The following is a 23,578-nucleotide window of genomic DNA, read 5'->3' as shown; positions in this document are numbered from 1 at the left end:
TCACTCGGCGATCTGCAACTTGCGCGCCTGGGTATACACGTATCGCAGCTTCTCGTACTCGAACGGCGAGTTGGTCTGCCCGTAACGGAAGTTGGTGGTGTAGCGCTTGTCCACTGCCCGCAGCACGGTGAGTTCCGGGTGGTCGCTGGCGGTGTCGGGCACGTTCAGGTAGTTGATTTCCTTCTCCCCCACATAGTCCACCACCAGCCCGGTGGTGTCGCGCAGGTTCGACGGCCCGAGGATCGGCAGCATCAGGTATGGCCCGTCCGGCACCCCGTAGAAGCCCAGTGTCTGGCCGAAGTCCTCGCTCTGCCGAGGCAGGCCCATCTTGGTCGCCGGGTCCCATAGGCCACCGACACCGATGATGGTGTTGAACATCAGCCGCGCGGTGATTTCCGCTGAACGCTTGGGCTTGAGCTGCAGCACGCTGTTGAACAGATTGGGCACGTCGCCCAGGTTGTTGAAGAAGTTGCTCACCCCGGTGCGCACGAGGCCGGGTGTGACGTAGCGGTAGCCGTCGACCACCGGCAGGAACACCCACTGGTCGAAGCGGTAGTTGAAGTGGTAGATGCGCCGGTTCAGCGACTCCAGGGGGTCGTAGATGTTCAGCGCGGCCAGGGTCGAGCGTTCGAACTCGCGCTGGTCCAGGCCGGGGTTGAACTTGAGCTCGCGCAGTGGATCGACGAAGCCGTCGGCCTCCACGGTGAGGGTTTCGGTCTTGTCGGCCTCCACCACGCTGGCACGCGGCGCGACTTCCTCGGCCAGGGCGCAGCCGCTGGCGAGCAGGGCGGTGACGAGCAGCAGTCTGTTAACCACGGAAGAACTCCAGCATGGCGTCGCTGTTGACGCGGTAGTTGAGGTTGCCGCAATGGCCGCCATGGGGGTAGAGCGTCAGGCGTTCGCCGAACACCCGGCGCAGGAAGCCGATGTCGCCGGGGCCGAGGATCACGTCGTCGGCGTTGTGCATCACGGCGATCTTCGGGTTGTCGCGCAGATAGTCCTCCAGCGCGTACAGGCTCACCTGGTCGACCAGTTGCAGCAGGCTGTTGCCGTCGGTGCGCGCACGCCACATGGGGATCACCTGCTCGGTCAGGTAGCAGTCGAAGTCGCATTGCAGGGCGCGTTTGAAGAAGGGCTCCAGGCTGCTGCCCTCGGTGATCGGAAACTTCGGCGGAATGATCAGCCCACGACGGTTGATCAGGTCGGAGGTGAAGGCGATGTCGGCGGCCGAGAAGCGGAACGAGGTGCCGATGAGCATGGCCATCTGCTCGTTGGACAGGTGCTGGCGCGACTTCTGGAAGTCGTAGAGCAACGCATCGTTGAGGTCGATGTAGCCTTTGTCCTGGAAGTAGCGGGTGAGCTTTTCCAGCATCAGTTCATAGAAGGTGGTGCTGCGGTCGATGCCCTTGACCCGGGTCTGTACCAGCTTGTCCAGGTTGGTGATCGAGGTGTACAGGTTGACTGGCGGGTTGAGCAGCAGCACACGCTTGAATTTGAAGCTCTGGCGGGTTTCGTCGAGCTTGCTGACGAACGCCGCGTCCAGCGCACCCAGGCTGTAGCCTGTCAGGTAATACTCGCTCACCGGCAGGCGTGCCTGTTGGGCGCGTACCGCCTGCATGACCCGGTACAAGTCCTTGGCGTCCTCGCTCGACACCCCGGGGGTGGCGAAGCGCGAGGCGGCGCTCATGAAGTCCCAGCTGGTGGGCGAGGACAGCTGCACCACATGGTAGCCGGCTTGGTAGAACAGCTTCTTCAGGTACTCGTTGATGCTGCTGGAGTAGGGCGCGCCGGTGCCGGCGATCAGGAAGATCAGCGGCGCTTCGTGGTCTTGCTTGGCCAGGCGGTAACGCAGTTTCTTCACCGACCAGAAATTATCGGGCAGGGTGAACTCGCGTTCCGGGCGCAGAGTGAGGCTGTAGTCGGCCTGGTCGATGTCATCGTCGCTGGGCAGCGTCGGGCGCTGTTCCGGCGGCGTGGTGGCGATGGTCGCCTCGAACGGGTTGGTCAACGGGTAACCGTAGCTCGCGGCATCAATATCCCGCGCCGAGGCGGCCGCCGCCATGAGCAGGCCACCTAGCAGGGCGGCGAGACGCAAAGATCGAAGCATGAAGTCCCCCAGGGAAAACGCAAGGTCGTGCATTACGCAGGCTAGGACCACGACAGGCTGGACAAAGTTGCCCGTCGCCCTGTCGTTCGTCGCACCAGATGTTGCCGCGCCAGCCAACGTTTGTCTTGTGCAACATAGCTGCGGGGCCATGATTTTGCCTTTCAGCGCCCCTGTGAGGGATCATGCAGCGTTTCCATTACCGCTGTTGGAGAACCGGATGTCTCGTACCTGGCCACTCTTTGTCCTGCTGGTGGGCCTGCTCCTGTGGCTGGCGGCCAGCTATGGCGTGCGTTATGGGTTGATGGAGGATGCCCGTTGGGTCGGGTTGTGCAGTGCGCCAGGGGACATCTGGCAATGCCAGGCGCGATCGTTGCTCGGGCTGGGAATTCATTTCCAGGTCATGGCCTGGGGGGCATTGGGCCTGGCGCTGGTCTGTCAGTTGTTGCCGGGGCGGGGCGGCTGGTGGCTGGCGGTGCTGGCGTTGGCGCTCGGGGTTCCGGCGCTGGTGCTGTATACCGCGAGCATCGCGGTGTTTGCGTTGGTCCTGGCGGGGTTGCGGCTGGTACGGTAAATGAGCAGCCGTTGGGCGGCCCATCGCCGGCAAGCCGGCTCCCACAAGGTCTGACGCGCTTTTCTGTGGGAGTCGGCTTGCCGGCGAATCGAGGAAGAAGTCCTCGCGCTCGGTTTCACGCCGGGCGCAACCTCAGGCTGCGCCACAACGCTCCGACCATCAATACGCTGACCACCGCCCAGCCCCACGCCTGCGGGTTCTGCAGCCCTTCGCGGAACAACTGCGGCGCCACCCCGGCACCCACGATGAAGGCCAGCAGCGCCACCTCCGCTCGCCGCGCCGGTACCGGTCGCAACAGATAGACCACTGCCGGCAGCAGCAATGCCGCGCTGGGGAAACTGCGATAGCGCGGGTCGAACACCATCGCCAGCATGCTCACCGCTGCCGCGAACCCTGCCGCCAGCAACCCTGTGCCCGCGTGCTTCTCGAACCAGGCGAACAGCCGCTGACGCCAGCCGTCACGGCGGGCCAGCGCCAACGCGCTGTGGGCCAGCACCAGCAGGTTCAGGCCGACCAGGGCAAACGTCCACAGCCATTCGCCGGCAAAGCGGGCATTGGTGCGCATCAGCTCACCCCACAGCCCCAGGCAGCCAGCGCCCAGGGCCGCGAGCAACGGCAACAGCAGAGCGGCGCGCTGGTCGGCCGGGCGCCCGGCCAGGGCCAGGGCCGCCAGCATCAGGATCACGCTGGCCAGCAACCATTGTGGCCAGAGTGCCAGGTTGCTCACCGGACCTTCGAGCACGCCCTTGTCCTGACGGTCGGCGTCGTACAGTCCCCAGTAGCCGCCCACGGCGCCTTCGCTGGCGCGCTTCCACGGCTGGTCGAAGGCTTCGATCAGGTTGTAGCGCCAACCGTTGGCTTCAGCCAGGGCAACGAAGCCGCGGATAAAGCGTGCTTCGTTGACCCGGCTCGGCTCGGCGGTTTCGCGCTGGCGGCCCTCGCTGGGCCAGCCGGTCTCGCCGATCAGGATGTCCTTGGGCGCAAAGCGGTTGCCGAACACCTGGCGCACCTCGGTGACATGGGCCAGCGCCGCATCGATGCCGCGAGGGTCGTCTTCCCAGTAGGGCAGCAAGTGGATGGTCAGGAAATCCACCGCCGGTGCAATCTGCGGATGCTGCAGCCAGAACTCCCAGACATCGGCGTAGGTCACAGGCACACTGACCTGGCGCTTGACCTTGTCGATCAGGCCGGCCAGGCGCTCGCCCGTGACTTCCTTGCGCAGCAGCGCCTCGTTGCCGACGATCACCGCGCTGACCACGTCGGGGTTGGCGTTGGCCGCGGCGATCAGCAGCTCGACTTCCTTGTCGGTGTCCACAGGGTTGGCGTTGACCCAGGCGCCGAGCATCACCTTCAGCCCGTGCTTGCGCGCCAGCGCCGGGATCGCCTCGAGACCCGTCATCGAATAGGTGCGGATGCACTGGAAACGTTCGCTGAGCAACGCCAGGTCGGCGTCCATGCGCGCCGGGCGCAGCCGGAACGGCTGGTCGAAGGGAGACTGGTCCTTGTCGAACGGGGTGTACGAGGCGCACTGCAGCTTGTGCGCAGGGCTGGCGGCGTCGGGCAGGTGCACCGGCTTGCCCAGCCCATACCAGAGGGCTGTCAGACATAGAAAGGCGAGCAGGCTGGCGAGCAGGTAGATCGTGCGCAACATCGGGCGGTCCATCGTCGTATTCGGGAACTGGGGCCGCACAGCAGCCCCAAAGGCCAGTGATAGTAGCCCGGCGCCAAGCGTTTGGCATGCAAGGATCGCGCAGACCGCCATGCTCGCATGGCGCTAATGGCACAGTGCTGTCGCTGATCGCTCGCTGAAGGTCGCTGACAGAGCAGGTCGCAGGTGCCGGCAAGTCGATGATGCAATCTCCAAGACCTGACGAGGGATGCTTTGATGGCGACTATTACAAGAATGCGACGTTTCCTGGGCGTGGGCACCGCCCTGGTTTTGGCCATGAGTACTGCGCAGGCGATGGCCAAGGAAGTCAGCATCGGTTACGTGGATGGCTGGTCCGACAGCGTCGCCACCACCAACGTGGCCGCCGAAGTGATCAGGCAGAAACTCGGCTATGACGTGAAGCTGCAGGCCGTGGCCACCGGCATCATGTGGCAGGGCGTGGCCACCGGCAAGCTCGACGCCATGCTCTCGGCCTGGCTGCCGGTGACCCATGGCGAGTACTGGACCAAGAACAAGGACAACGTGGTCGACTACGGCCCCAACTTCAAGGACGCCAAGATCGGCCTGATCGTCCCTGAATACGTCAAGGCCAACAGTATCGAAGATCTCAAGACCGATCAGAGCTTCAAGCAGAAGATCGTCGGTATCGATGCCGGCTCGGGGGTCATGCTCAAGACCGATCAGGCCATCAAGGACTACGGCTTGACCGGTTACAAGCTGACCGCCAGTTCCGGCGCGGCGATGACCGCGGAACTGGGCCGCTCCTACGCCAAGCAACAGTCGATCGCCGTGACCGGCTGGGTGCCGCACTGGATGTTCGCCAAATGGAAGCTGAAGTTCCTCGAGGATCCGAAAGGCGTGTATGGCGCTGCCGAGACCGTCAACAGCATCGGCAGCAAGGAACTGGCGAGCAAGGCCCCGGAAGTGGCCGAGTTCCTCAAGAAGTTCCAGTGGCAGTCCAAGGATGAGATCGGCGAGGTGATGCTGGCGATCCAGGAAGGCGCCAAGCCGGAGGCTGCAGCCAAGGACTGGGTGGCCAAGCATCCGGAGCGGGTCAAGGAGTGGACCGGCAAGTAAGCGCTGGTCGAATCGCGGGGCAAGTCGCATCGGCGAACCGCCGCTCCCACGAACAATGGGAGCGGGCTTGCCCCGCGATGCGTTTGCGGTTGTTGCAAATTTTGCAAAACACCGTTGCATCTAAGACTAAGGTCGTCTGGTTGGCGTCCAGCGGCAGCATAAAGTGGAGTCGGGTTCTCCCTAATCTGTGCTGCTAGGACAAAAACAATGAACGACAGCATTTACCAATCGATACAGAACAGTCCGCGCTTCAAGGAACTGGTCACTAAGCGCGAGCGTTTCGCCTGGATCCTCTCGGCGATCATGCTCGGCCTCTATTGCGCCTTCATCCTCCTCATCGCCTATGGCCCGCACCTGCTCGGCGCCAAGCTCAGCGCCGGCTCGTCGATCACCTGGGGCATCCCCCTGGGGGTCGGCCTGATTCTCTCGGCATTCGTGCTCACCGCGCTCTATGTGCGCCGCGCCAACGGCGAATTCGACGAGTTGAACAAGGCGATCCTCGAGGAGGCCAAGCAATGATCCGACACGCCAAAACCCTGGCCGTCCTGGCCTGCGGTGCCTTCGCACCCGCCGTGTGGGCCGCCGATGCCCTGACCGGCGAGGTGCAGAAACAACCGCTGAACGTTGCTGCCATCGCCATGTTCGTGGCCTTTGTCGCCTTCACCCTGGGTATCACCTACTGGGCCTCCAAGCGCAACAAGTCGGCGGCCGACTACTATGCCGCCGGCGGCAAGATCACCGGTTTCCAGAACGGCCTGGCGATCGCCGGTGACTACATGTCGGCAGCCTCGTTCCTGGGGATTTCCGCGCTGGTGTTCACCTCCGGCTACGATGGCCTGATCTACTCCATCGGTTTCCTGGTTGGCTGGCCGATCATCCTGTTCCTGATTGCCGAACGCCTGCGCAACCTGGGCAAGTACACTTTCGCCGACGTGGCCTCGTATCGCCTCGGGCAGAAGGAAATCCGCACCCTGTCGGCTTCCGGTTCGCTGGTGGTGGTGGCGTTCTACCTGATCGCCCAGATGGTCGGGGCCGGCAAGCTCATCGAGTTGCTGTTCGGCCTGGACTACCATGTGGCGGTGATCCTTGTCGGCATCCTGATGTGCCTGTACGTGCTGTTCGGCGGCATGCTGGCCACCACCTGGGTACAGATCATCAAGGCGGTGCTGCTGCTGTCCGGCGCCAGCTTCATGGCACTGATGGTGATGAAGCATGTCGGCTTCGACTTCAACACCCTGTTCTCCGAGGCGATCAAGGTGCACGCCAAGGGCGAGGCGATCATGAGCCCGGGCGGCCTGGTCAAGGACCCGATCTCGGCGTTCTCGCTGGGCCTGGCGCTGATGTTCGGCACCGCCGGCCTGCCGCACATCCTGATGCGCTTCTTCACCGTCAGTGACGCCAAGGAAGCTCGCAAGTCGGTGCTCTACGCCACCGGTTTCATCGGTTACTTCTACATCCTTACCTTCATCATCGGCTTCGGCGCGATCCTGCTGGTCAGCACCAACCCCGACTTCAAGGACGCTGCCGGCGCCCTGATCGGCGGCAACAACATGGCGGCGGTACACCTGGCCGACGCGGTAGGTGGCAGCGTGTTCCTCGGCTTCATCTCGGCAGTCGCCTTCGCCACCATCCTCGCGGTGGTCGCGGGCCTGACCCTGGCCGGCGCTTCGGCGGTGTCCCATGACCTGTACGCCAGCGTCTGGCGCAAGGGCAAGGCCAACGACAAGGACGAGATCCGCGTGTCGAAGATCACCACCGTCGCCCTGGGCGTGCTGGCGATCGGCCTGGGGATCCTGTTCGAGAAGCAGAACATCGCCTTCATGGTTGGCTTGGCCTTCTCCATCGCCGCCAGCTGCAACTTCCCGGTGCTGCTGCTTTCGATGTACTGGAAGAAACTGACCACCCGCGGCGCCATGATCGGTGGCTGGATGGGCCTGGCCAGTGCGGTGGGCCTGATGATCCTCGGCCCGACCATCTGGGTGCAGATCCTCGGTCATGAGAAAGCCATCTACCCGTACGAGTACCCGGCACTGTTCTCGATGATCATCGCCTTCGCCGGCATCTGGTTCTTCTCGGTCACCGACAAGTCCAAGGCCGCCGAGAACGAACGTGCGCTGTTCTTCCCGCAGTTCGTCCGCTCGCAGACGGGGCTGGGCGCCAGCGGGGCGGTTTCCCACTGATGAGTAGATAGCACTCTGAACGAAGACGCCCCGGCATGCCGGGGCGTCTTCGTTTCCAGGTGTCTGTTGCAGGCTGAAGTCATATCCGCCCGAGCAACAACAGGATCAACAACACCACCAGCACCACGCCGATGATGCCGGAAGGACCGTAGCCCCAACTGCGCGAATGCGGGAAGACCGGTAAGCCACCGATCAGCAGCAGGATCAGGATGATGATGAGGATCGTGGTCATGGTGGAGTCCTTGCGTAATGGAAGGGCTGGGGCGGTCTGCTGGCCGCTTACTGTTTCCGACCAGTGGCTTCGCACAAAAATTCAATCGCCGTGGCGTAATGCTCATCTTCGCTACCCGTGCCATGACAGCGCGATGTCCACCTATTCAGCAGCCTGATGCCGCACCGCCCTCCAGCGAGTTCTGGCTAGACTCCAGCCCATTCCCACTGTTCAAGGCGCTCCACCATGCTCAACCGAATGATGATCACTGGCGCCGGCTCCGGCCTTGGCCGCGAGATTGCCCTGCGCTGGGCCCGCGAGGGCTGGCAGCTGGCCCTGGCAGACGTCAATGAGGCGGGCCTGCGCGAAACCCTGGCTTTGGTGCGCCAGGCCGGAGGCGACGGCTTCACCCAGCGCTGCGATGTGCGCGACTACAGCCAGCTCACAGCCCTGTCCCAGGCCTGCGAGGAAAAGTTCGGCGGCATCGATGTGATCGTCAACAACGCCGGGGTGGCCTCGGGCGGCTTCTTCGCCGAATTGTCCCTGGAAGACTGGGACTGGCAGATCGCGGTCAACCTGATGGGCGTGGTCAAGGGCTGCAAGGCGTTCCTGCCACAGCTCGAACGCAGCCGTGGGCGGATCATCAACATCGCCTCGATGGCAGCGCTGATGCAGGGGCCGGGCATGAGCAACTACAACGTGGCCAAGGCCGGTGTGCTGGCGCTGTCCGAAAGCCTGCTGGTGGAGCTGCGCCAGGTGGAGGTAGCGGTGCATGTGGTGTGCCCGTCGTTCTTCCAGACCAACCTGCTCGACTCGTTCCGTGGGCCGGATCCGGCGATGAAGGCGCAGGTGGGCAAGTTGCTGGAAGGCTCGCCGATCAATGCGGCCGACATCGCCGAGTACATTCATGAGCGGGTGGCTGCCGACGAGTTCCTGATCCTTCCCCATGAAGCCGGGCGTCAGGCCTGGAAACTCAAGTGCCAGGCACCAGAGCGGCTATACGACGAAATGGCGGACATGGCGGTCAAGATGCGGGCAAAGTCACGTAAAGCTAACTAATCAGAGATTTTCTGTAGGCTTTCTTTACCTTCACAAGTAGGAAATGTCTATTTCTGCGGCGAAGGATTGAGTAGGCGAAAGCTGGCGAGGCAGTCTCCGATTTTCCCTTGAGCGAGAGGCAACGGAGATGCTGGTTATCGGACGTGAAGTGGGCGAGGTCATCGTCATTGATGGGGGCATCAGGATTCAGGTGATGTCGGTGGAGAACGGCCAGGTGCGCTTCGGCATCTGCGCACCTCGAGAGGTGGAGGTGCACCGGGTAGAAGTCTACAAACGTATCAAGGCTCTGGAACTGGAGAAGCAGCGAGCCTGATGAGCCGTTACTCCAGCAGTTCCCGTGGTACTTCATGCCGGGCCAGCAACTGGCATTGCTGGCTTTCCAGGTCGAACAGGATGAACGCCTGCCCCTTGGCCAGCGCCTGGCGTACCCGCAGCACTCGGGTTTCCAGCGGCGTGTCGTCGCCATTGTCGGTGCCGTCGCGGGTGACGAAGTCCTCGATCAGGCGGGTGAGGGTTTCGCTTTCGAGTTGGTCGTGGGGGATCAGCATGGGTTTGGGCAGTGGTGATGGGGATGTGCGCATGCTACGTGAAATCCTCTGTCATGCGCAGTCGATTGGCGTAGGAAGCCTGTGCAGGAGCGGCGTAGCGCCGCTCCTGCAGATTGCTCTCAGCCCTTGTTGCCCACCAGGCTGTCCACCGCCGGCACCCGGGTGTCGCTTTCCATCTGCGCATCGTGCTCCAGCTGGTGGCTGAAGCGCTCCAGAGACGCACTGGCCGGCTGCGAGTCGCTGGCGAACACCGGGGGGCTGAGCAGGTAGGCGCCGAGCAGCCGGCTGAGCGCCGCCAGGCTGTCGATATGGGTGCGCTCATAGCCGTGAGTGGCATCGCAGCCGAAGGCCACCAGGGCGGTGCGGATATCATGCCCTGCGGTCACCGCCGAGTGGGCGTCGCTGAAGTAATAGCGGAACAGGTCGCGGCGCACCGGCAGGTCGCGGTCGCCGGCCAGTTTCAGCAGGTGGCGCGACAGGTGATAGTCGTAGGGCCCGGACGAGTCCTGCATCGCCACACTCACCGCGTGCTCGCTGGATGCCTGTCCCGGTGCCACCGGTGCGATGTCGATGCCGACGAATTCGCTGACATCCCAGGGCAGGGCGGCCGCGGCACCCGAGCCGGTCTCCTCGGTGATGGTGAACAGCGGGTGGCAGTCGATCAGTGGCTGCCGGCCACTTTCGACCACGGCCTTGAGCGCCGCCAGCAACGCAGCGACACCGGCCTTGTCGTCCAGGTGGCGTGCGCTGATATGGCCGCTTTCGGTGAACTCCGGCAAGGGGTCGAAGGCGACGAAGTCGCCGATGGCGATGCCCAGTGCTTCGGCGTCGGCGCGGGTGGTGCAGTAGGCGTCCAGGCGCACCTCCACATGCTCCCAGCTGATCGGCATCTGGTCGATGGCGGTGTTGAAGGCGTGCCCGCTGGCCATCAGCGGCAGTACGCTGCCGCGGTACACGCCGGTGTCGGTGAACACGCTGACCCGGCTGCCCTCGGCGAAGCGGCTCGACCAGCAGCCCACCGGCGCCAGGGCCAGGCGGCCATTGTCCTGCAACTGGCGAACGCTGGCGCCGATGGTGTCCAGGTGCGCCGAAACGGCACGGTCAGGCGAGCTCTGGCGGCCCTTGAGGGTGGCGCGGATGGTGCCGCGACGGGTCAGCTCGAAGGGGATGCCCAGTTCATCCAGGCGCTCGGCAACGTAGCGCACGATGGTGTCGGTGAAGCCGGTGGGGCTGGGGATGGCGAGCATTTCCAGCAGGACGCGTTTGAGGTAGTCGAGATCGGGTTCGGGGTGTTTCTCAGGCATCAGGATCACTCCTTCGTTTCGAGGGCCTCATCGCGGGGCAAGCCCGCTCCCACGCAATCACGTGGGAGCGGGCTTGCCCCGCGATGGATTTCAGGCCAAAGCCCGGCTATGCGGGAACAACAAGTCGACGAAGCGCTCGGCCGTCGGTTGCGGCTCATGATTGGCCAGCCCGGCGCGCTCATTGGCTTCGATGATCACGTAGTCCGGGTGCTCGGCATCGCGGACCATGAAGTCCAGGCCGACCACCGGGATCTCCAGGGCGCGGGCGGCGCGCACGGCGGCGTCGGCCAGCACCGGGTGCAGGCGTTCGGTGACATCCTCCAGGGTGCCGCCGGTATGCAGGTTGGCGGTGCGGCGCACGGCCAGGCGTTGCCCGGCGGGGAGGATGTCGTCGTAACCCAGGCCCGCGCCTTTGAGCGTACGTTCGGTTTCGTCATCCAGCGGAATGCGGCTCTCGCCGCCCGTGGCGGCCTGGCGCCGACGGCTCTGCGCTTCGATCAGCGCACGGATGCTGTGCTTGCCGTCGCCGACCACCTGCGCCGGGTGACGGATCGCTGCCGCCACCACTTCGAAGCCGATCACCACGATGCGCAGGTCGCAGCCGGCATGGAAGCTCTCCAGCAGCACACGGCTGTCGAAGCGCCTGGCCTGCTCCACGGCATGGCTGACTTCATCGATCGTCGTGAGGTTGACCGCCACCCCTTGGCCCTGCTCGCCATCAACCGGCTTGACCACCACCGCGCCATGCTCGTCGAGAAACGCCAGGTTGTCGTCGGCATTGCCCGCCAGCTGTTGCGCCGGCACCTGCAGCCCGGCATTGTGCAGGGCGTGGCGGGTCAGGCGCTTGTCCTGGCACAGGGTCATGGTCACGGCGCTGGTCAGGTCGCTCAACGATTCGCGACAGCGGATCCGCCGCCCGCCCAGGCTGAGGGTGAACAGGCCGCTGGCGGCATCGTCGACCTGCACCTCGATGCCGCGCCGCAGCGCTTCGTCGACGATGATCCGCGCATAGGGGTTGAGCGTCGCCTCGGGGCCAGGGCCGAGGAACAGTTGCTGGTTGATGCCGTTCTTGCGCTTGATGGCGAAGGTCGGCAGGTTGCGAAAGCCGAGCTTCTTGTACAGCCGTTTGGCCTGGCGGTTGTCGTGCAACACCGACAGGTCGAGGCAGGCCAGGCCGCGGCTCATGAAGTGCTCTATGAGGTGGCGTACCAGCACTTCGCCGACGCCGGGCCGCGTGCACTGCGGGTCCACCGCCAGGCACCACAGGCTGCAGCCGTGCTCGGGATCGTCGAAGGCCTTGCTGTGGTCCAGGCCCATGACGCTGCCGATCACCGCCTGGCTGTCCTCGTCCTCGGCCAGCCAGTACACCGGCCCGCCGAGCTCGCGCGGGGTGAGCAGCTCGGGGTCGACCGGCAGCATGCCACGGGCCTGGTACAACGTGTTGATTGCCTGCCAGTCCGCCGGGCCCTGCGCCCGGCGGATGCGGAAGCCGCGGAACACCCGTTGCGCGGGGCGGTAGTCGGTGAACCACAGGCGCAAGGTGTCGGAGGGGTCGAGGAACAGTTGTTGCGGGGCCTGGGCCAGCACCTGCTGAGGCGCCGCGACATACAGCGCGATGTCGCGCTCGCCCGCCTGCTCCTGCAGCAGGTCTTCGGCCAGGCTGAGCGGATCGGGGTAGGTATGCCCGATCAGCAGCCGCCCCCAGCCACAGTGCAGCGCCCGTGGCCGGTCGTGAGGCTCGCTGCCATCACCGGCCAGGCGCGCCTGCAGGCGCTCGTAGGACGGCGCCTGGCCACGCAGCAAACGCTGGCCGTAGGCGATCTCGTGGGCTTTCATCGGTCAGATTCCTTGTTCGCTGAGCCACAGGTTCAGGGCCGCCAGCTGCCACAGCTTGGAGCCGCGCAGCGGCGTGAGCTGGCCGTGCGGGTTGCTCAGCAGGCGGTCGAGCATGGCCGGGTCGAACAGGCCGCGATCCTGGCTCGGGTCGGTCAACAGCTCGCGCACCCAGCCCAGGGTTGCGCCTTCCAGGTGCTTGAGGCCGGGTACCGGGAAGTAGCCCTTCTTGCGGTCGATCACCTCGTGGGGGATGACCCGCCGCGCCGCCTGCTTGAGCACTTGCTTGCCGCCATCAGGCAGTTTGAAGCGCGACGGGATGCGCGCCGACAGTTCCACCAGACGGTAGTCGAGGAACGGCGTGCGCGCCTCCAGGCCCCAGGCCATGGTCATGTTGTCGACCCGCTTGACCGGGTCGTCCACCAGCATCACCGTGCTGTCCAGGCGAAGCGCCTTGTCCACCGCGTCCGGCGCGCCGGGGCGGGCGAAGTGCTCGCGCACGAAGTCGCCGGCCGCGTCGGTATCCAGACGCCAGGGCGCCTGCACGGTGGCGCGGTACTCGGCGTGGCTGCGGTCGAAGAAAGCCTCGCGATAGGCCGCGAAGGCATCCTCGGCGCCATCGACCTGCGGGTACCAGTGGTAGCCGGCGAACAGTTCGTCGGCGCCCTGGCCGCTCTGCACACCCTTGCAATGCTTGGCCACTTCCCGGGACAGCAGGTAGAAGGCGATGCAGTCGTGGCTGACCATCGGTTCGCTCATGGCGCGAAATGCCGCCGGCAGTTGTTCGATGATCTCGTGCTCGGCGATGCGCAACTGGTGGTGGCGGGTGCCGTAGTGCCGGGCGATCAGGTCGGAGTACTGGAACTCGTCGCCGCGTTCGCCGCCGGCGTCCTCGAAGCCGATGGAAAAGGTCGACAGGTCGTCTACCCCGGCCTCGCGCAACAGGCCGACCAGCAGGCTGGAATCGACTCCGCCGGAGAGCAGCACGCCGACATCCACCGCCGCGCGCTGACGGATGGCCACGGCATCGCGGGTGGCGTCGAGCACGCGGGTGGTCCAACCCTCCAGGTCGAGTTCGCGTTCGTCAGGGTTCGGGCCGTAGTGCAACTGCCACCAGGTCTGGCGCTCGACTTCGCCATGGCGGTCAATGCGCATCCAGGTGCCGGGCTCGAGCTTCTGCACATTGGCCAGCAGGGTGCGCGGCGCGGGTACCACGGCGTGGAAGTTCAGGTAGTGATTGAGCGCCACCGGGTCGATCACCGGGTCGATATCGCCGCCCTTGAGCAGCGCCGGCAAGGTCGATGCGAAGCGCAGGCGCTCGCCATTGCGCGACAGGTACAGGGGCTTGACGCCCAGACGGTCGCGGGCCAGGAACAGGCGCTGGTTGTCGCGCTCCCAGATGGCCAGGGCGAACATGCCGTTGAGCTTGGGCAGCAGTGCCGCGCCCCAGGCGTGATAGCCCTTGAGCAGCACCTCGGTGTCGCCGTCCGACCAGAAGCGGTAGCCCAGGTCTTGCAGTTCCTGGCGCAGCTCGGGGAAGTTGTAGATGGCGCCATTGAAGGCCAAGGCCAGGCCCAGGTCATTGTCGACCATGGGCTGCGCCGAGCCGTCGGACAGGTCCATGATTTTCAGGCGGCGATGGCCGAGGGCGATCGGGCCCTGGCTATGGAAGCCCCAGGCGTCCGGGCCGCGGGGCGCCAGGTGATGGGTGATGCGCTCCACCGCGGCGAGGTCCGCCGGGCGAGAGGCTTGGTCGAGGGGGCTGAAACGTAACTCTCCTGCTAATCCGCACATGTAACGTAGACCCTTTGAGTTTCGGCACTCTTGGCGTTACTGGCTTTCAGCTCGTACCACTTTTGTACCACTTTCCAGCATTTTCAGCTTATCAAGCTCAGCCCAGTCGTTAGGCGAGTTGATCCACTTGGCATACGTGGAAAGCAAAACCTGCACGCTATGCCCGAGTTGCGCGGCGATGAATGCCGGGTTCATGTCGGCCATCAGGCACATGGTCGCGTACGTGTGGCGCGTGTCGTACATCCTGCGAGCTTTCGCAGTGCTGCCAGCCAGTAGCGTTTTTGACTCGTCTCGGAGCGAATGAACATCCCCGAGCGGTCACCCGTCCCACTGGGCGCGAACACATAATCTGAACGAGCCTCGGTGAGCGGTCTGGCTTTTTCGAGCGCATGAAGCGCGCGATCGTTCAATAGAACTTTCCGGGTGCGCTTCGTTTTAGGGCGATCCTGGATCACACCACGGATCTGAATGCGGCACACGTTGGCCGTCTTTCCGCGCCTGTCGATCTCGCTCCAGCGCAGGGCCATCACCTCGCCTGGCCGCATTCCGGTGTAGAAGCATTACTCGAAATAGGCTGCGTAAATTGCCGTCATGCCGTTCGTCGTTTCGTACAGGTGGGTAAAGATCGAATCCGCCTCATCTTTGCGAACCCTATCCATTGGAAACCATGTTGCGCATTAATCTACTGCAAAACTGGTTTTCACTGAGTGACCCGGCCATGGAAGAAGCATTGTACGAGATCACCTCGATGCGCCAGTTTGGTCGACTGACGCTCAGCGCCCCGATCCCCGAGGACACGACGATCATGAATTTCCGACACCTGCAGGAGAAGCACCAGCTGGCGGGAGGTATCCTGGAGACCATCAACGGGTACCTGCGAGACAAAGGCTTATCGCTGCGCCAGGGCACGATCGTCGATGCCACGATCATCCACGCGCCCAGTTCGACCAAGAACAAGGAAGGCCAACGCGACTCGGAAATGCACCAGACGAAGAATGGAAACCAGTACTTCTTCGGCATGAAAGCGCATATCGGAGCCGACGCTGAATCGGGTCTGGTACATCATGTTCATGGCACCGCCGCCAACGTGGCTGACGTGACGGAAGTTGCCCATCTGTTGCACGGTGACAAAGCATGTTGTCTGTGCATGCAGAAAAACCGGAGGCGTCTCAGTTTTTTTGTGTAATGCGCGGCTGAAAAACCCGCTGAACCGACGCTGTCTGCGATCAGGGGCCGGATATCTGGTGACTTTTTCCGAGCATCCCTAGGAAGGCCCTGGATCTTTGTCACCAGAAATACCGTATTTGTAGGGGTAGGCCGGTGTATTCGGGTCCAATTTAAGAATGAATTTCTATTCAGGTGAAGGGCCTGAGAATTGTGCCTGCGATTGAGGGAGTGCTTTCAAGTGCTGTAAAAATGCAAAAATGTTCAGGCGGCGTTGCGTAATTCGATAAATTTTTAATAATCATGCCAGCCATTAAAAATGGCTACTGCATCTCAAGAGCGTGAGATAATCCTATGACTTTCGAGTAAAGCTGCAAGTTCTGCTGCTCAATCAGGTTGCTCAATCGGATAGATCAGCTTAGTCGCGTTGCTTAACGCCCAAGTATTATGTCACGAGCCGTTACGAACTGAGTGCAGACGGATGAAAGCCATTGCGCGAACACCTTAACGCGGTGGTCCTCCGCGCTGCGTCGCAGCATCACGTAACGCGCTGGAGCCTTGACATATTTCCCAAAGGGGTTGACTAGCCGACCACTGATCAAGTCGTCGTAGACCAATGTAGCCCGTCCCATAGCAATCCCTTGGTCGTTAAGCGCTGCGCTGATTGCCAGGCAGGAGAGGTTGAATTGTGGCCCCTCTATGTGGCCGTGATATTCAGGCATGTGTGCATCCAGCCAGGTCTTCCATTCGATAAACTCCGGTGCTCCTGACCAAGGCGTCGCATCGTGTAGCAGCACGGCTTTATCAAGCGCCAGCCCGTTATCATGTTTTAGATTTTTTTCCACATAACGAGGCGTGGCGACGGGTACTAGATATTCGTCCATCAGGAAATCAGTATGCAGATGGCTGTAGCTCTCGGGATCATAGCGGACCGCTAGATCAATTTCTTGTTCGTCCATTAATTGCCGATCCAGCGCCTGAAACTCTGCTTTCAAACGCACCTGTATGCTGGTCTCCAAGCGATTAAACTCCGGCAAACGCGGCATGAGCCATTGCAGCGTGAAGGACGGTAGGCAATTTATTTGCAGCGGTGCATTGGGCGCTGCAAGACGGTTGATCGTCTGCTGCATCTCATTGATCAGACGCGTACTCACTTCGAACAATACGGCACCGTTCGGTGTGAGTGTCAGCGCCCGAGGTTTGCGTATAAACAAAGGGTAACCAAGCCGTTCCTCCAAGTGGCGGATCTGTTGGCTCACCGCACTTTGAGTCAAATTCAGATGGGCTGCAGCCTGAGTAAAGCTCAGGGTTCGGCCGGCGGCCTCAAAGCACCTGAGGCTACCCAACAGGGACGAATCGAGAGTGATAGCCATAAGGTGTCCTAATGCATTTGTTAGAAAAAATCGTTATAGGCAATTGTCGTGGAGCTCTAGTATTCCAAGCATCACGGTGCAGGATCAGACGATGCCTATCTCGAAAATTGAACGCAGTATATTAGAACAGCTTAGATCAAGGCAGCCTATGCTATGGGTCAACCCAACCCTTGGCCGGGCAGGCTCGAGCGACATGCAGGAGGATCAACAGATCGAGGATGCCCGGCTGCGTCTTGCACGCTGTGCCCCCCTGTTGGCCAAGTTATTTCCTGAGCTTGAGCCTTGTAATGGCGTGGTGGAGTCCGAGCTGCAACCTGCCGGGCCTCTTCAGCAAGCGGTGTTCGCAGATGACACAGTTGCAGGGCATTGGTTCATCAAACGAGATGATCAGTTGCCGGTAGCGGGCTCCATCAAGGCCCGCGGTGGGTTTCATGAGGTCTTGGCTTTTGCAGAAAAAGTAGCACTGGAGAATGGCTTGCTGCGTGACTCTGATGATCGGAGCGCGATGGCGAGCCAAAAAGCCCGTGAGCTTTTCTCGCGCTATGCGGTAGCAGTCGGAAGCACCGGAAATCTAGGTTTGAGTATTGGTGTGATGGCTGCGGCATTGGGGTTCGACACTGTTGTGCACATGTCTGCTGATGCGAAGCAGTGGAAGAAAGATCGCCTGCGCAATCGTGGCGTCAGGGTTGTCGAGCATGCTGGTGATTACGCCCAAGCGGTTGCCGCCGGTAGGGCACAGTCAGATCAGTCTCCGCTTAGCCATTTCGTCGACGATGAGCGGTCGCCGTTGTTGTTCTACGGTTATGCCGCTGCTGCTGAACACTTGGCCAAGCAATTAGCCGAGCACGGCCGAAGGGTTGAAGTCCAGAGTCCTCTATTCGTATACATACCCTGTGGCGTAGGTGGTGCACCAGGGGGAATCGCCTATGGTCTCAAGCTAATATTTGGTGATCATGTTCATTGCTTCTTCGCCGAACCTGTGGCTTCCCCATGTGTACTGGTGCAAATGGCGGCGGGTTGCGAAGAACCTGTCTCGGTGTACGACATCGGGTTGGATAACCAGACGGAGGCTGATGGATTGGCTGTTGGCCTTGCATCGGAGTTCGTTTGTCCGTTGATGGTTGATCGGCTTTCTGGTGTGTATACCGTCGCCGACGACCAGCTCTACCTGAACATGCTGTCACTAAGAGACGCCATGGGCGTAGAGATCGAACCTTCTTCGGCAGCGGCGATCGACGGCCCCGGCTGGCTGGTCAAAAGTGTGGAGGGGCAGGCTTATGTTGAAGCCTTAAGTCTTAATTTACAAAATGCCACTCATGTGATCTGGGCCACTGGCGGCTCTCTCGTTCCTCGTCAGGAGCTTAATCGCTTCATTGAATACGCTCAAAGCATCAGCCGTTGATTACTATTTCATCGGTGGATGCGGGTACGTAATAACGATTGACCAGTGCCCATTCCCTAAACTGCCAAAATGCCAAAAATTACAAGGAGCAGTCTCATGGAACACTCATCATGCGCCATCAGCGATCAAGCCGCTAAAAGCTTTGCGGATAAGACCTATCGCAAAGTGGAGTTGCGTTTTATCCCGTTTCTCATGCTATGTTATGTGATCGCCTATCTGGATCGAATTAACATCGGTATTGCAAAGCTAAACATGCAGGCGGATCTACAGTTTAGCGAAGCCGCTTACGGTTTAGGAGCAGGCCTGTTTTTTATCGGTTATCTTATGTTTGAGGTTCCGAGTAATTTGATTCTGCACAGGGTGGGCGCTCGCATATGGATCGCGCGGATCATGATAACCTGGGGCATCCTGTCCGGAATGATGGCGTTCGTAAGTGAGCCTTGGCATTTTTACACCCTCCGATTTCTTCTCGGCGTGGCTGAGGCCGGTTTCTATCCAGGGGTAATTCTGTTCCTGACCTACTGGTTTCCCAACCATCGACGGGGAAAAATGACGGCGATTTTTCAAGCAGGTATTCCAGTTGCGGGTCTGGTCGGTAGTCCTCTGTCCGGTTGGATCATGGAGCACTTCCACATGATGGGTGGTCATCCTGGTTGGCAGTGGATGTTCGTGATTGAGGCTTTGCCAACTCTGCCGCTGGCCATCGGTGTTTTGTTGATTTTGTCGAACCGGGTTCAAGATGCGAAGTGGCTCAGTGCAGAAGAGAGGAGCCTGATTGAGCATGATTTGGCTCAGGATGATCGGGGTAAAGAGCACATGACTTTCATGCAGGTGCTGCGGGACACTCGAATCATCCGCATCATTCTGATGACCTTTGCAGCCATGATGGCGCTGTACACACTGGGCTTCTATCTGCCGACCTTGATCCGTGATGCCGGTGCGACGGGCGCCACTGAAATCGGAGTGCTCAGCGCAATTCCCTATTTTGTAGCAATAATTACCATGGTGCTGGTAGGGCGTAGCTCCGACAAGCACGGGGAACGACGCTGGCATCTGGCTGGGGTGATGCTGGTTGGTGCACTTGGGCTTATTGGCAGTACGTTTGCAGGGCAGAATTTGGTCTTGGCAGTGATCTGCCTGTCCATTGCTGCAGGAGGGATCATCAGCTTTTCTCCAATAATGTGGACATTGCCTACCGCGTTTCTTGGGGGGGCGACGGCAGCTGCTTGCATTGGTGTGATTAACAGCTTGGCTAACTTGGGTGGCTTCGTTTCGCCTTATATGATCGGTTGGATCCGTGATACCTATCAGAGCACTACTCCTGCTGTTTACCTGGTTGCAATTGCCCTGATTATCGGCGCGATTATTTCGCTTACGCTTAGTAATAAAAGGTTTAGTAATCATGGCCGTTCAAATTCTGTCGCGGAGGCAGATTGATGAATAAGAAAGCACCGATCCGATTGGCAGTCGCCGGGATCATCCATGAAACTAATACCTACACCACCAGCGTTACAGGTGCTACAGAGCTGAAAAGCTTCGAGCAATATCAAGGGCAGGAGATTGTTGAGGCATTTGCTGGTGCAAACCACCAGGTTGGTGGCTTCATTGAAGGTGCCAGCAAGCTTGGCGCATGCCTTGAACCGTGCTACCTGGGGCAGGCGACCCCGTCGGGTACCATCTCTACAAACGCTTATGCCGCAATGAAGCAGGCGATCGTGAGCGAGATTCAGCGCGTCCTGCCAATTGATGGTGTGTTGTTGGCGCTACATGGCGCAGGGGTAGCGGAGGGGGTTGAAGACATCGAAGGGGACATTGCCCAGGCTGTACGTGACCTTGTGGGGCAGAACGTGCCTATCGCTGCGGTGTATGACCTGCATGGAAACGTCACTATACAGATGCAAGAGACCTGCGATATTTCCCTACCATGCCGTTTGTATCCGCACACTGATTTTCGTGATCGTGGCGTCGAGGCAGTGGAGTTGATCCTGCGCATGCTCGATGATGAGCTTAAGCCGGTTAGTGTCATTCGCCGTTTGCCCATGCTTCCCTATATCGTCGCTACACAAGAGGGATACACACCGTTTCAGGTAAATGAGCTTTGTCGGCGTTTGATGGAGCAGTCAGGAGTCGTTGACTGTTCATGGTTCCACGGTTTTCCTTATGCCGACATTGCAGCACCGTGCCCAACCGTGATCTGTACCACCAACGGTGATGAGCAGTTAGCTCAGCGTTGTGTCGATAAAGTAGCCGAGTGGATCTGGGCCAACCGAGAAACGTTCAGGCCTGAGTACCCGTCCCCTGAAAAGGGTGTGGCCATGGCGCTTGAGCATGCTGGCAAGCCGATCGTGATCAACGAATACGCCGATAATCCTGGGGGCGGCACACCGGGTGATGGCACGCATCTCTTGAGGGCGTTGCTTGACGCGAACCCTCCACCTGGGGAGTGCTGTTTCGCCGCTATTAATGATGCAGCGGTTGTCCGTCAAGCGCAGCATGCAGGTGTAGGCGCAACCATCCGTGTCTCTCTCGGTGGTAAACAGGGTGAATTACAGGGAAGCCCTATCGAAGTTGATGCATACGTCAAATCCATTACCGATGGACGCTTTGCCAATCGGCCAGGCGCTATGTTTGCGGGGGTGAAATTCGATCTGGGCGCGATGTGTCGACTGATCATCCAGGGAATTGATGTCATCGTCGCTTCACGCGCAGAGCAGATCTATGACACGGAGCCGTTTGCGCTGCATGGTTTGGACGTTAGCGGACACAAAATCATTGCAATCAAGGGGGCTAACCATTTCCGAGCCTACTTCAACGGTATGGCGGAGCAGATTATCACGGTCGACAGCGTAGGATTGAGCACAGCGAACATCACGAGCTTCCCTCGTAGCCGCTTGCGAGGCCCATTCTGGCCCCTTCAAGAACTAGATGGGCCTTATAGGTTTTGAGAAAACTGCATGCCCTGCCTGATGTCTCCCGCGTGGGTAAATCTGAGCTTTCAAAGGACGTACTGGCGCGCGCTGACAGGCTTAACGCCAGAAAGCCACTAGTGGCTTTCTGCGCGTAGCCGATCGCTTTGATTTTCCAGTAAGTGTGATCGGGAAAGGTGGATAAGTGGAGGCTACGGGGATTCCAGGAGATGTTGGCGTCGCTTCAACATATGACCCGACCAAGCTCGCAAATCACGTTGCAAAAAAATAGCAGAAACATATCGCTGGTGGTGTCGAGGTCCGTGATTGGACAGAGCGTACACGTCGACGGATATCGAATACAGCCGGTCATCCCGCTTCGCTCAATTAAACGCAAACCTAAGCTTGGCTTGCCGAGGATGTTTGTTCGCCCCAAATATCAACAGCGCAGCATCATCGAGCGTATGCTCGGCTGGATAAAAGGGAGCCGCCGAATCGTCAGTCGCGTCGACAAGCTCACAAAAAGTTATGCTGCCATCGTCTCGCTGGTTTGTGTCATGCGGTGTATGCGACGGCTTTTTCAGACGGAGTCTAGCAGTCGTACCGCTACCTCTGTGGCAGTTTATGGCAGGTAAAGTCAGAACGTGCTATGGCCTGTGAAAAACCAGGCGAAAATGCATGCTCAGAACAGCGATGATCTCTATCAGTCAGCAATCATTGATTTTTAGGGAAGTTCCGATATCTCTAGCAAGACTTCACCTAGATTATTGCACTCACGTTTTAGCTCTGCGGCGCGTTTGAGGCGGCAAGCTGAATCTATATTTCAACTGAGTGATTTTTTGGTGCGTAGCACGTCGTTCGGCCTTGCATGGCTACGGCGATTTCGTGTCAAGAGGGAGGGTGAGTTATGCTGTCAAGGTTAGAGGCATTGGCCGTTGTGTCTAAGCGGCGCGGGGCTGGAAGTGTATTTGCTGTATTATTGACTGCTGCCGGTAGTTCACAAGTAGCTGCCGCGGCAGGAGAAACAGAGCTAGAAGAGCGCCTCTATACCAAAATGGTTAACCAATTTGAAGAGGAGCTTTTCCAGATTAGTAAGACGTGGGAAAGTTTTATGGCGCCGCACGTAAATTTCGTGATGGCTAGTATAGACGCGCGTTTGGACGCAACTGACGCTGGATTCGATCATCTTGCTAACGCACTTGGCGGAGGGGGTAAGGTCAAGATTGATCCGAGTACTACGAGTAACACAAACTTTGAGCTGCCAGTATTTGGCATTACGCAGGTTGATTCAGCAGGCAATATCCATGCGATACCTGGCAGCAGTAATAGTGTAGCTGGCGCCGTGGATGGCTTGGGGGAAAGTATCAAGAACACGGCCAACGCAGCGGTCAAGTACGACAACCCAGGCAGCAAGGCCCAGTTAACCCTGAACCCCGGCGGCGAAGCTACCCGGCTTGCGAATGTACAAGCGGGCGCGTTGACGGCTGACAGTACAGACGCGGTCAATGGCAGCCAGCTGTCTTCTTCAAACGGGCGTATTAGCCAACTGGATGCGCAGTTCAGTGAACTCGCCACGCGTACAGGTAATGACATAGCAGCTGCCAGGGCGCATACCGATTCGAATGTGGTCGCCGTGCGCGAATCCATCCAGGCAGTGGAGGGCGTTGCTGCCGATGCGGCGCGCACAGCGGGCAAAGTAGGCGCCGAGGTCGCAGAGCTGCGCAAAGGGGTCGGCAAAGCCTACCAGACTGATGCCAAGAGCACGCTCAGCAAGCCCCAGGCCTCCGGCAGTGACGCCGTGGCCGGTGGTGGCGGTGCCCGTGCGGTGGGTGAGGGCAGTGTGGCGATGGGCGCCCAGGCCCACGCCGAGGGCAGCAAAGCCAGTGCGGTAGGGCGCGGCGCGGTGGCCGTGGCCGATAACAGCGTTGCGCTGGGCGCGGGCTCCGTTGCCGAGCGCAACAACACTGTTGCGGTGGGACATGCCGGGAGCGAGAGGCAGATCACCCACGTGGCTGCGGGCACTCGGGGTACGGATGCGGTGAGTGTGTCGCAGTTGGCAGGTGCCACGGCGTCGGCCACCCAGCAGGCGCACGCCTATACCGACCAGCGCTTTGCACAGATCCACCATGACCTGAAGGAGCAGGACAACACCCTTAGTGCAGGTATCGCCGGTGCCATGGCCATGGCCAGCCTACCGCGCTCCCTGGTCGCCGGCAGCAGCATGACGTCGGTGGCAATGGGTAACTACCGCGGTGAGTCAGCGCTGGCGGTCGGTGTCTCGTACGTGTCGAACAGCGGTCGTTGGTCTGGCAACTTCATGGGTACAACCAATACCCGCAACGATGCTGGCGCGGCGGTGGGTGTCGGTTATCAGTGGTAG

The 23,578-nt window shown here is 60.6% G+C and carries 21 protein-coding genes and 2 pseudogenes; 12 read left to right on the top strand and 11 right to left on the bottom strand.

What is annotated here, in order from left to right; genetic code table 11:
- The gene (locus ACZ9C1_RS11830) at positions 1–816 is read right to left on the bottom strand and encodes an MlaA family lipoprotein (RefSeq protein ID WP_102685448.1); all 816 of its coding nucleotides are present in this window, start codon (positions 814–816) and stop codon (positions 1–3) included.
- Positions 809–2,107 (bottom strand): serine/threonine protein kinase, encoded by a 1,299-nt coding sequence (locus ACZ9C1_RS11825; RefSeq protein ID WP_102685449.1) that lies wholly within the window; start codon positions 2,105–2,107, stop codon positions 809–811. Before ACZ9C1_RS11825 ends, ACZ9C1_RS11830 begins: the two co-directional genes overlap by 8 nt.
- Before the next feature lie 217 nt (positions 2,108–2,324).
- Between ACZ9C1_RS11825 and ACZ9C1_RS11820 the strand changes: the two genes are divergently transcribed.
- Positions 2,325–2,678, top strand: coding sequence for a hypothetical protein (locus tag ACZ9C1_RS11820; RefSeq protein ID WP_102685450.1), 354 nt, complete (start codon positions 2,325–2,327; stop codon positions 2,676–2,678).
- Positions 2,679–2,793: 115 nt separating this feature from the next.
- On the opposite strand, the gene ACZ9C1_RS11815 is transcribed toward ACZ9C1_RS11820, so the two are convergent.
- Positions 2,794–4,329: a glycoside hydrolase family 17 protein gene (locus ACZ9C1_RS11815; RefSeq protein ID WP_476253997.1), complete on the bottom strand. Its 1,536-nt coding sequence runs from the start codon at positions 4,327–4,329 to the stop codon at positions 2,794–2,796.
- 234 nt (positions 4,330–4,563) lie between these two features.
- Here ACZ9C1_RS11815 and ACZ9C1_RS11810 point away from each other — a divergent pair, with 234 nt between their 5' ends.
- The 3 genes from ACZ9C1_RS11810 (at position 4,564) to ACZ9C1_RS11800 (ending at position 7,604) form a co-directional block, all read left to right on the top strand.
- The gene (locus tag ACZ9C1_RS11810; protein ID WP_031314875.1) at positions 4,564–5,424 is read left to right on the top strand and encodes a glycine betaine ABC transporter substrate-binding protein; all 861 of its coding nucleotides are present in this window, start codon (positions 4,564–4,566) and stop codon (positions 5,422–5,424) included.
- A gap of 207 nt (positions 5,425–5,631) precedes the next feature.
- Positions 5,632–5,943, top strand: coding sequence for a DUF485 domain-containing protein (locus ACZ9C1_RS11805; RefSeq protein WP_102684287.1), 312 nt, complete (start codon positions 5,632–5,634; stop codon positions 5,941–5,943).
- Positions 5,940–7,604, top strand: a complete 1,665-nt coding sequence (locus ACZ9C1_RS11800) for a cation acetate symporter (protein ID WP_476253996.1) — start codon at positions 5,940–5,942, stop codon at positions 7,602–7,604. Before ACZ9C1_RS11805 ends, ACZ9C1_RS11800 begins: the two co-directional genes overlap by 4 nt.
- A 79-nt stretch (positions 7,605–7,683) precedes the next feature.
- Here the strand turns inward: ACZ9C1_RS11800 and ACZ9C1_RS11795 are convergent, their stop codons facing one another.
- Complete coding sequence (locus ACZ9C1_RS11795; RefSeq protein ID WP_046854586.1) at positions 7,684–7,836, bottom strand: DUF3309 family protein; 153 nt, start codon at positions 7,834–7,836, stop codon at positions 7,684–7,686.
- Between the two features lie 225 nt (positions 7,837–8,061).
- Here ACZ9C1_RS11795 and ACZ9C1_RS11790 point away from each other — a divergent pair, with 225 nt between their 5' ends.
- Entirely contained in the window at positions 8,062–8,874 is an 813-nt protein-coding gene (locus tag ACZ9C1_RS11790; RefSeq protein ID WP_277505351.1) for an SDR family oxidoreductase, read from the top strand.
- A gap of 127 nt (positions 8,875–9,001) precedes the next feature.
- Complete coding sequence (locus ACZ9C1_RS11785) at positions 9,002–9,187, top strand: carbon storage regulator (protein ID WP_102684290.1); 186 nt, start codon at positions 9,002–9,004, stop codon at positions 9,185–9,187.
- 7 nt (positions 9,188–9,194) lie between these two features.
- Here ACZ9C1_RS11785 and ACZ9C1_RS11780 read toward each other — a convergent pair whose 3' ends face one another.
- The 6 genes from ACZ9C1_RS11780 to ACZ9C1_RS11755 all read right to left on the bottom strand — a co-directional run bounded on the left by ACZ9C1_RS11780 (position 9,195) and on the right by ACZ9C1_RS11755 (position 14,880).
- Entirely contained in the window at positions 9,195–9,422 is a 228-nt protein-coding gene (locus ACZ9C1_RS11780; RefSeq protein ID WP_023630058.1) for a YheU family protein, read from the bottom strand.
- Positions 9,423–9,541: 119 nt separating this feature from the next.
- A complete protein-coding gene (locus tag ACZ9C1_RS11775; protein ID WP_110701073.1) occupies positions 9,542–10,726 on the bottom strand; it encodes an osmoprotectant NAGGN system M42 family peptidase in 1,185 nt (394 codons plus the stop codon).
- 90 nt (positions 10,727–10,816) lie between these two features.
- Entirely contained in the window at positions 10,817–12,562 is a 1,746-nt protein-coding gene (ngg, locus tag ACZ9C1_RS11770; RefSeq protein ID WP_476253995.1) for an N-acetylglutaminylglutamine synthetase, read from the bottom strand.
- Positions 12,563–12,565: 3 nt separating this feature from the next.
- A complete protein-coding gene (locus tag ACZ9C1_RS11765) occupies positions 12,566–14,353 on the bottom strand; it encodes an N-acetylglutaminylglutamine amidotransferase (protein WP_476253994.1) in 1,788 nt (595 codons plus the stop codon).
- Between the two features lie 36 nt (positions 14,354–14,389).
- Positions 14,390–14,557, bottom strand: coding sequence for an integrase (locus tag ACZ9C1_RS11760; RefSeq protein WP_476253993.1), 168 nt, complete (start codon positions 14,555–14,557; stop codon positions 14,390–14,392).
- The gene (locus ACZ9C1_RS11755) at positions 14,557–14,880 is read right to left on the bottom strand and encodes a hypothetical protein (RefSeq protein WP_476253992.1); all 324 of its coding nucleotides are present in this window, start codon (positions 14,878–14,880) and stop codon (positions 14,557–14,559) included. Before ACZ9C1_RS11755 ends, ACZ9C1_RS11760 begins: the two co-directional genes overlap by 1 nt.
- A gap of 125 nt (positions 14,881–15,005) precedes the next feature.
- On the opposite strand from ACZ9C1_RS11755, the pseudogene ACZ9C1_RS11750 reads away from it, so the two are divergent.
- Positions 15,006–15,485, top strand: a pseudogene (locus ACZ9C1_RS11750) (IS5 family transposase); the annotation flags it as partial.
- A 463-nt stretch (positions 15,486–15,948) separates the two neighbouring features.
- Here the strand turns inward: ACZ9C1_RS11750 and ACZ9C1_RS11745 are convergent.
- The gene (locus tag ACZ9C1_RS11745) at positions 15,949–16,890 is read right to left on the bottom strand and encodes a LysR family transcriptional regulator (protein WP_457378679.1); all 942 of its coding nucleotides are present in this window, start codon (positions 16,888–16,890) and stop codon (positions 15,949–15,951) included.
- Positions 16,891–16,981: 91 nt separating this feature from the next.
- On the opposite strand from ACZ9C1_RS11745, the gene ACZ9C1_RS11740 reads away from it, so the two are divergent.
- The 5 genes and pseudogenes from ACZ9C1_RS11740 to ACZ9C1_RS11720 all read left to right on the top strand — a co-directional run bounded on the left by ACZ9C1_RS11740 (position 16,982) and on the right by ACZ9C1_RS11720 (position 23,578).
- Complete coding sequence (locus ACZ9C1_RS11740) at positions 16,982–18,292, top strand: D-serine ammonia-lyase (protein WP_476253991.1); 1,311 nt, start codon at positions 16,982–16,984, stop codon at positions 18,290–18,292.
- Between the two features lie 96 nt (positions 18,293–18,388).
- A complete protein-coding gene (locus ACZ9C1_RS11735) occupies positions 18,389–19,729 on the top strand; it encodes an MFS transporter (protein ID WP_476253990.1) in 1,341 nt (446 codons plus the stop codon).
- Positions 19,729–21,237 (top strand): M81 family metallopeptidase, encoded by a 1,509-nt coding sequence (locus ACZ9C1_RS11730; protein WP_457378677.1) that lies wholly within the window; start codon positions 19,729–19,731, stop codon positions 21,235–21,237. The genes ACZ9C1_RS11735 and ACZ9C1_RS11730 overlap by 1 nt, the downstream gene beginning before the upstream one ends.
- 302 nt (positions 21,238–21,539) lie before the next feature.
- Positions 21,540–21,833, top strand: a pseudogene (locus ACZ9C1_RS11725) (hypothetical protein); the annotation flags it as partial.
- A gap of 302 nt (positions 21,834–22,135) precedes the next feature.
- Entirely contained in the window at positions 22,136–23,578 is a 1,443-nt protein-coding gene (locus ACZ9C1_RS11720) for a YadA family autotransporter adhesin (RefSeq protein ID WP_476254572.1), read from the top strand.

This window comes from Pseudomonas sp. TE21435 (assembly GCF_056279265.1).
Note: the sequence above shows the minus strand (reverse complement) of the source record. Positions and strands in the feature narration are given on the sequence as shown.

Bases quoted from the DNA above. Each gene is read 5' to 3' on its own strand.
- ACZ9C1_RS11795 (WP_046854586.1), bottom strand. From the start codon at position 7,836: ATGACCACGATCCTCATCATCATCCTGATCCTGCTGCTGATCGGTGGC.
- ACZ9C1_RS11815 (WP_476253997.1), bottom strand. From the start codon at position 4,329: ATGTTGCGCACGATCTACCTGCTCGCCAGCCTGCTCGCCTTTCTATGT.
- ACZ9C1_RS11790 (WP_277505351.1), top strand. From the start codon at position 8,062: ATGCTCAACCGAATGATGATCACTGGCGCCGGCTCCGGCCTTGGCCGC.
- ACZ9C1_RS11735 (WP_476253990.1), top strand. From the start codon at position 18,389: ATGGAACACTCATCATGCGCCATCAGCGATCAAGCCGCTAAAAGCTTT.
- ACZ9C1_RS11825 (WP_102685449.1), bottom strand. From the start codon at position 2,107: ATGCTTCGATCTTTGCGTCTCGCCGCCCTGCTAGGTGGCCTGCTCATG.
- ACZ9C1_RS11785 (WP_102684290.1), top strand. From the start codon at position 9,002: ATGCTGGTTATCGGACGTGAAGTGGGCGAGGTCATCGTCATTGATGGG.
- ACZ9C1_RS11820 (WP_102685450.1), top strand. From the start codon at position 2,325: ATGTCTCGTACCTGGCCACTCTTTGTCCTGCTGGTGGGCCTGCTCCTG.
- ACZ9C1_RS11755 (WP_476253992.1), bottom strand. From the start codon at position 14,880: ATGGCCCTGCGCTGGAGCGAGATCGACAGGCGCGGAAAGACGGCCAAC.
- ACZ9C1_RS11775 (WP_110701073.1), bottom strand. From the start codon at position 10,726: ATGCCTGAGAAACACCCCGAACCCGATCTCGACTACCTCAAACGCGTC.
- ACZ9C1_RS11765 (WP_476253994.1), bottom strand. From the start codon at position 14,353: ATGTGCGGATTAGCAGGAGAGTTACGTTTCAGCCCCCTCGACCAAGCC.
- ACZ9C1_RS11740 (WP_476253991.1), top strand. From the start codon at position 16,982: ATGCCTATCTCGAAAATTGAACGCAGTATATTAGAACAGCTTAGATCA.
- ACZ9C1_RS11745 (WP_457378679.1), bottom strand. From the start codon at position 16,890: ATGGCTATCACTCTCGATTCGTCCCTGTTGGGTAGCCTCAGGTGCTTT.
- ACZ9C1_RS11730 (WP_457378677.1), top strand. From the start codon at position 19,729: ATGAATAAGAAAGCACCGATCCGATTGGCAGTCGCCGGGATCATCCAT.
- ngg (WP_476253995.1), bottom strand. From the start codon at position 12,562: ATGAAAGCCCACGAGATCGCCTACGGCCAGCGTTTGCTGCGTGGCCAG.
- ACZ9C1_RS11805 (WP_102684287.1), top strand. From the start codon at position 5,632: ATGAACGACAGCATTTACCAATCGATACAGAACAGTCCGCGCTTCAAG.
- ACZ9C1_RS11780 (WP_023630058.1), bottom strand. From the start codon at position 9,422: ATGCTGATCCCCCACGACCAACTCGAAAGCGAAACCCTCACCCGCCTG.
- ACZ9C1_RS11760 (WP_476253993.1), bottom strand. From the start codon at position 14,557: ATGGCCGACATGAACCCGGCATTCATCGCCGCGCAACTCGGGCATAGC.
- ACZ9C1_RS11810 (WP_031314875.1), top strand. From the start codon at position 4,564: ATGGCGACTATTACAAGAATGCGACGTTTCCTGGGCGTGGGCACCGCC.
- ACZ9C1_RS11800 (WP_476253996.1), top strand. From the start codon at position 5,940: ATGATCCGACACGCCAAAACCCTGGCCGTCCTGGCCTGCGGTGCCTTC.